At 37.9% G+C, this 5,761-nt stretch carries 7 protein-coding genes; 2 read left to right on the forward strand and 5 right to left on the reverse strand.

Annotation, left to right across the window (positions count from 1 at the left end; all coding sequences use genetic code 11):
* Nucleotides 1–218 precede the first annotated feature (218 nt).
* Nucleotides 219–1,139 carry a C40 family peptidase gene (locus V7659_RS24915; protein WP_335542805.1) on the forward strand — a complete coding sequence of 307 codons (921 nt, stop codon included), beginning with the start codon at nucleotides 219–221 and terminating at the stop codon, nucleotides 1,137–1,139.
* Nucleotides 1,140–1,212: 73 nt separating this feature from the next.
* Here V7659_RS24915 and V7659_RS24920 read toward each other — a convergent pair whose 3' ends face one another.
* The 5 genes from V7659_RS24920 to V7659_RS24940 all read right to left on the reverse strand — a co-directional run bounded on the left by V7659_RS24920 (nucleotide 1,213) and on the right by V7659_RS24940 (nucleotide 4,974).
* The gene (locus tag V7659_RS24920) at nucleotides 1,213–2,196 is read right to left on the reverse strand and encodes a glycerophosphodiester phosphodiesterase family protein (protein WP_335542806.1); all 984 of its coding nucleotides are present in this window, start codon (nucleotides 2,194–2,196) and stop codon (nucleotides 1,213–1,215) included.
* Between the two features lie 129 nt (nucleotides 2,197–2,325).
* Nucleotides 2,326–2,505, reverse strand: a complete 180-nt coding sequence (locus V7659_RS24925; RefSeq protein ID WP_335542807.1) for a hypothetical protein — start codon at nucleotides 2,503–2,505, stop codon at nucleotides 2,326–2,328.
* 50 nt (nucleotides 2,506–2,555) lie between these two features.
* Entirely contained in the window at nucleotides 2,556–3,377 is an 822-nt protein-coding gene (locus V7659_RS24930) for a histidinol-phosphatase (protein WP_335542808.1), read from the reverse strand.
* A 102-nt stretch (nucleotides 3,378–3,479) separates the two neighbouring features.
* On the reverse strand, nucleotides 3,480–4,043 hold the full coding sequence (locus V7659_RS24935; protein ID WP_335542809.1) for a DUF2062 domain-containing protein: 564 nt from the start codon (nucleotides 4,041–4,043) through the stop codon (nucleotides 3,480–3,482).
* A 130-nt stretch (nucleotides 4,044–4,173) separates the two neighbouring features.
* Nucleotides 4,174–4,974, reverse strand: coding sequence for an HAD family hydrolase (locus tag V7659_RS24940; RefSeq protein WP_335542810.1), 801 nt, complete (start codon nucleotides 4,972–4,974; stop codon nucleotides 4,174–4,176).
* 236 nt (nucleotides 4,975–5,210) lie between these two features.
* On the opposite strand from V7659_RS24940, the gene V7659_RS24945 reads away from it, so the two are divergent.
* A partial coding sequence (locus V7659_RS24945) for an MFS transporter (protein ID WP_335542811.1) occupies nucleotides 5,211–5,761 on the forward strand: 551 nt, incomplete at its 3' end.

Genomic DNA, 5,761 nt, shown 5'->3' on the forward strand with positions numbered 1-5,761 from the left:
GTGTGAACATTTAGAAAATAATAGTGTGGAAAGTAGTGGTGTTAGGTGATCAAAAAGATACTTACTATGGTGTGTTTTGCCATTATGCTTACTTTAGCTGGGAATTCGATACATAAGGTTCAGGCGGAATCGGTAACTGACATACAAAGCCCTCCAAAAGCTCAACANNACATGACAATCTTACACTTCAAGGAAATTTTTCAAGCATAAATACCCAGTTGAATCGGGTTTCCAAAGCCATTCAGTTGAATAATCAAGAAATAAGCAAGATTAAGTCCGAACGCAAACAAGCCAAAACAGAGGTCAAACAGCTCGAAAAAGAGCTTCAGAGCTTAAAAAAGGATATGGAAAAGCGAAAAAGTATTTTACGAGAACGTGCTCGATCCTATCAACAAACTGACAAGCATATTGCCTATCTCGATGTACTCCTAGGGGCAACAAGTCTAAGTGATTTTGTAGAACGTGTCGGCGCCGTGGCTGCCATTGCGGAGGCAGATCAAAGTCTTCTCCAGCAACAAGAAACACAGCAACAGAAATACGATAACAAAAAGATCTCTTTAGAAAAAAAAATAGCCGACCTCAAAATTATGAAGAAAAAAATAGAAACGATAAGAACTAATCTAATAAAACAAGAAAATGAATACGCAATGCTTAGAGAGCAACATAAAAAGAAATTAAGAAACAAAGATAAGATTAATGGTAAGGGTAATGATAAAGGTGAAACATACAAAAATGTAGCTTCGGATAATGTACGTGACTACATAGGGACTGTCATTAATGCTGGAAATAAGTATGTTGGTAACTCTGTTTATGTGTTTGGCGGCGGAAGAAATAAAGATGATATTGCCCGTGGAAGATTTGATTGCTCCGGATTTGTCCACTGGGCGTTTGCGCAGGCTGGCATTGAAATCGGCACCTCGACGTCGACAATTAAAGATGATGGCAGACAGGTTTCTCCCGAAGATATGCGGCCAGGTGACCTTGTTTTCTTTGACACCTACAAAAAAGACGGGCATGTTGGAATTTATCTTGGCGATGGGAAATTTATCGGTTCCCAAAATTCAACAGGGGTTGCGGTCGCCGATATGACAAAAGGATATTGGAAAAACATGTTTAAGGGTCGTGTGATTCGCATTTAGGAGATAAATATAAATTCATAAGGACCATTCGGGACCGATCCCCTTCGGTTCGGTCCTTATGACCTGCTCATCACTATTGCCCTTCCCCCTTAACTAACGGGGCAATCCTATCAATTCGATTGGTCCATATTCCTCCTGTAAAGTGATCTGGAAGCCGTTTTAGATCATCCGCTGAATCAAAGCCTTCAGACCATTCTCCATCCCCTGCGACCACAATGACTCTAGTATTTACATCATCCATGCGATTTAAAAACTTGTTCGGCCATCCCCACAACAATGGGGCGTATTTTTCAGGAACATGCAATTGCGTATTCTCACAGGTCGATGGGATATAACCTGTCCATCCCACTCCTAAATAGGGGATCAAACAGCTTTTCAGCGTAGCCATTGACATCACACGAAGATCTGGAAGTTGTTCTTTTAATACGGCAATCGGTTGATCATCCCCGTATACAGTTAGCTGATCAAGGCGTTTTTCCGGTAGTTTCGATAGAAATCCAGCAAGCATCGTCCCCTCTTTTGGGTCAGCGTTTTTAATATGTATCAGGAATGGTTTATCGGCAAAATGCGTCATCACTTCGTCTAGTGACGGCATTAATCCCACTCCTTTTCCCCGAAACGGAAAAGTCTTACCATTATCAGCAGTATATCCGTAACCAATATCGACTTTTTTTAATTCTACCATCGTGTAGTCTTTGGTAGAGCCTTTCACATTTGTGCGGCACTCAAGGGTTCCGTCATGGAACACGGCAAATTGACCATCTTTTGTTGCTTTAATGTCTAATTCGACAAGGTCAGCACCGGCATCAAAGGCAGCTTTCATAGACGACAGTGTGTTTTCTAAGTAGGGATGCTCAGGTTTATAAATACGCTCCGCTGTACAGGTATCCCACTCGATCCCTTTCATTGTAAAAGTTTGGCCAAGCCCGCGGTGTGCCAATAAGAACGGTTCTCCCTTACGATCCTTCGTTAATAAAGAACTATTATTAAAGAACATAAATACAATTAATAAAATCAGAAATAATCCGAGTCTTTTTATTCCTTTATTGAATTTCATTTTTTTCCTCCATTGAGATCATTAGGGTTCCCCTTATTCAATCATAATGGAAAGCAAGATTGCAGACAATTTTACGAAGAAAAAACACCCTTCCACTATTCAAATGAATGTGGAAAGGTGTCCTTTCAATTATATAAGCGGTCGTCCGGCATCTGGAGATAGATTTGGATCTCCGCCACCAATGATAATCGCACTCTCTGGCTGAATATCATTATCCTCTAAGTTTGCTGTAAGATTGGTTTTGCTATTTTTATTATCTTTCATATTATTTTGAAATTCCTGTGGTACATTCTTTTTTTCTTTGTCCATGTTTACACCCCTTTTTACAGGTAGTGTTTGTAAGACCATACGGAATTATGCTAAATCCTTACTATCATTCTCTCTTTGTTCTTAAAATAAACCCATTCCTTGAATCCAATCTCCTTGAGACGCTGCTGAACTAGATCAAAATCGTCCCCTACACGATGCGGATCATGAGCATCGGATCCAAAGGTTACCTTCACACCATAGTGTAGTGCCATTTCAAGAATATCATCCGACGGATACCAGCCGCCAACGTCCTTGGTTTTTCCAGAGGTGTTGATTTCAATTGCAATATCATGTTCTCCAATCACTTTAAGGGTATGTTCAACCGCAGCTGTCTGAATGGATGAAAAAGCAGGATAAAATCCTTTCATGGCGTCAATATGGCCGAGGATTTGAAACATACCACTTCGTGCGGATTGCTCAATCAGAGAATAGTAATTTTCTTTCGACTTGATCTTTTCTTTTTCTGTTAAGCCGTTCCATCGCTTTTTATTAAAAATACTTACTCCGTCCACATAGTGAACCGATCCAATAATGTAATCAAAAGGATACGGTTCAAAACAGGAGCGGTAAATCTCAACTGACTCAGGGAAGAAATCTGACTCTACTCCGAGCAGCACGTCAATTTTTTCTTTATACGTTTGTTTTAATTGAAGGACTTCGTTAATATATTCGGGAAATGCACTTTTTGCCATGGCGATGTTAGGATGGAGTTGATCCTCCTCGCTGCTGAAATAGGGAGAATGATCAGCGATCCCGATTACACTTAATCCCCTTTCAATGGCTGCTTCAATATAATCACGTATTTTGCCACGAGCATGACCGCACCGATCATGGTGGGTATGTAAATCAAATTTCGAATGTAATGTTTCCACAATTTTCACCTCAACTATTAATATGTACATTATCCAGAAAAGATTAATCCAAGCTAAAAAAAGAAAACACCTTCCTCTGAAGACGTTTTCTTTTCTGGGCTCTTATATATATGTTTGGTTGATTGAATTAAGAGGAACTTCGCGTTTTTCTCGTCTTCTTTTTTGCCTTTTTGCTTTTTCTTTTTCATAAAAATGATACACAATGAAATAAGAACAAATGCCAAGGATTAACCCGAAAATCGACATTCCTATTAACGTATGAATTCCTCCATGAAGGATACTTACGAGCGTATGAAAATCGCCATGGATTAATTTTTTAAATGAAAAAGAGGAATGGTGCCCGATATGAACCTTCATTGGAAAAAGAAATTTCCCTAATGTTTTTGCAAAAGGTAACAATATGACTGGGAGCAGTGTTAATTTTCCGATCACATTCCCAATAATTGATGCAGGTAATGAACCTTTCGCTATACGGACAATCGGAACAAAAAATATATAGATAAGTGATCCTGTTGATAGAACCAACATTTCTAAGCCTAGGCCCAGGGCGAATCCTAAGGATACTTTTTTAGCTCCACCAGGAGACCTGAGCAGTTTAATTATATTTAACTTAAAAGCACGTCCAAATCGTTTAAAAAAATTATACTTTTTTGGTTTAATGCTCATATAGGTATCTCCTTACTACGATAGTTAACTTTATTATACTCTATATAAGCCATAACTACTATTCTAACAAATTAACTTTTTAAATAAATAAAGAGTGGTCCCCATATGGCAACCACTCTACTTCTTTCGTTTACGCTTTAACTTCTTTATTTAAGTATATTGACAGAATTTCTTTGACAGAATTCCTTCCCCTATTTATCGCAGTATTATATGCTTGTTCCTTGATAAACTCTGGCAAATGAACAAGTGATTTTAATTGAGCATAAGTACCGCTTGGTTCGATTTCAATATCGACAATATTATAACTCCACTCGATTTCTGCAGGAATATGGATGGCATTGATTCCCAGCTCTAGCGCCGGTTTGATGTCCGTCTTGAGTGAATTCCCAATCATCCAAGTACTCTTTTTATCTGTGTTGATTTTATTTAAAATCTGTTGCAGTGCATCTGTGTTTTTATGTTCAAAAATAAAGATTCTGTTCTCAAAGTAATCCGTTAACCCCAATTGAGTAATTTTTCTCCTTTGGTTTGCTTCATCCCCTCCCGTAAATAATAACAATTGATGTCCGTCTGCCTGTAAGGTATCCAGGATTTCATACATATATGGAAATGGTTTTACCTTTCGTTGAAAAACACTTTGACCAATTTTTTCAATTTGATTTATCTCAGATCCCTTCAGTTTCCTTCCGAACCTTAGGCAAAAATACCTATAGGTTGCCACTAAGGATTGCGTATATAAGGAAGAATGAAAGCCGTTTTTTTCCACACCTTTTATGTCAATTTCAGATTGCTTGTCGAGAATTTCTTGCTTAGAAACCGATTTAAACCATTTCTTCATTACATTTGCAAATCTGTTTCGAGATTCTACAAAGTATTTATTGCAATGAATTAAGGTGTCATCTAAATCCAATATTAAGGTTTGTTGATTCATGAACCAATTCCCCCTTTAATAATGGTATAAACTAAATATATGGGTTAACATCATTTTCATGATAAAATAAGCCTTTCCCATTTAAAGTTAGTTCATTAGCATTAGAGGACTTTTTATTCGTTGAATTAACGATTTCAATATAACAGTAGCACTAAACAAAGTCAGTGCCTTAAAAGACAAAAATCCAAATTTATGTAGTATAATAAGAAAATTATTACTAACAGGAGTAGAGATCATTGGAAAAACAAAATAGCAAGTATCGATGGGTCGTTTTTGTGTCAGTTTTATTAACATATTTATTAATTGTGAGTCAACGAACAGCCCCCGGATTGATTTCCGACCAATTAATGAAAGATTTTAACATTACCGCCTCTACGATTGGATTATTGGCAAGTATTCAATTTTTTGCTTATGCAGGTTTACAAATACCGGTAGGAATCTTATCTGATCGGTTTGGACCTAATTTCTTTCTAGTGATAGGGACGCTGCTTGCAGGTATAGGTACATTAATTTATAGTACAGCCTCGCATGAAGCGGTTTTTCTTTTTGCTAGATTATTGGTAGGCACGGGCGATGCGGCGATATGGGTTAATTTAGTTTTAATCCTTAGTCAATGGTTTAAAGTAAGAGAATTTGTAGGATTACTGGGTATCGCGGGAATGGCAGGAAGCTTTGGCTTTTTGTTAGCGACCGTCCCACTTTCGGCATGGATTACGATATCCGGGTGGCGCGCACCTTTTTTTACATCGGGAATCCTATTACTTCTCTGCAGCCTCCTACTTTATAT

Source organism: Neobacillus drentensis (genome assembly GCF_036966985.1).
In the GTDB taxonomy this organism is placed as follows: domain Bacteria; phylum Bacillota; class Bacilli; order Bacillales; family Cytobacillaceae; genus Neobacillus; species Neobacillus drentensis_E.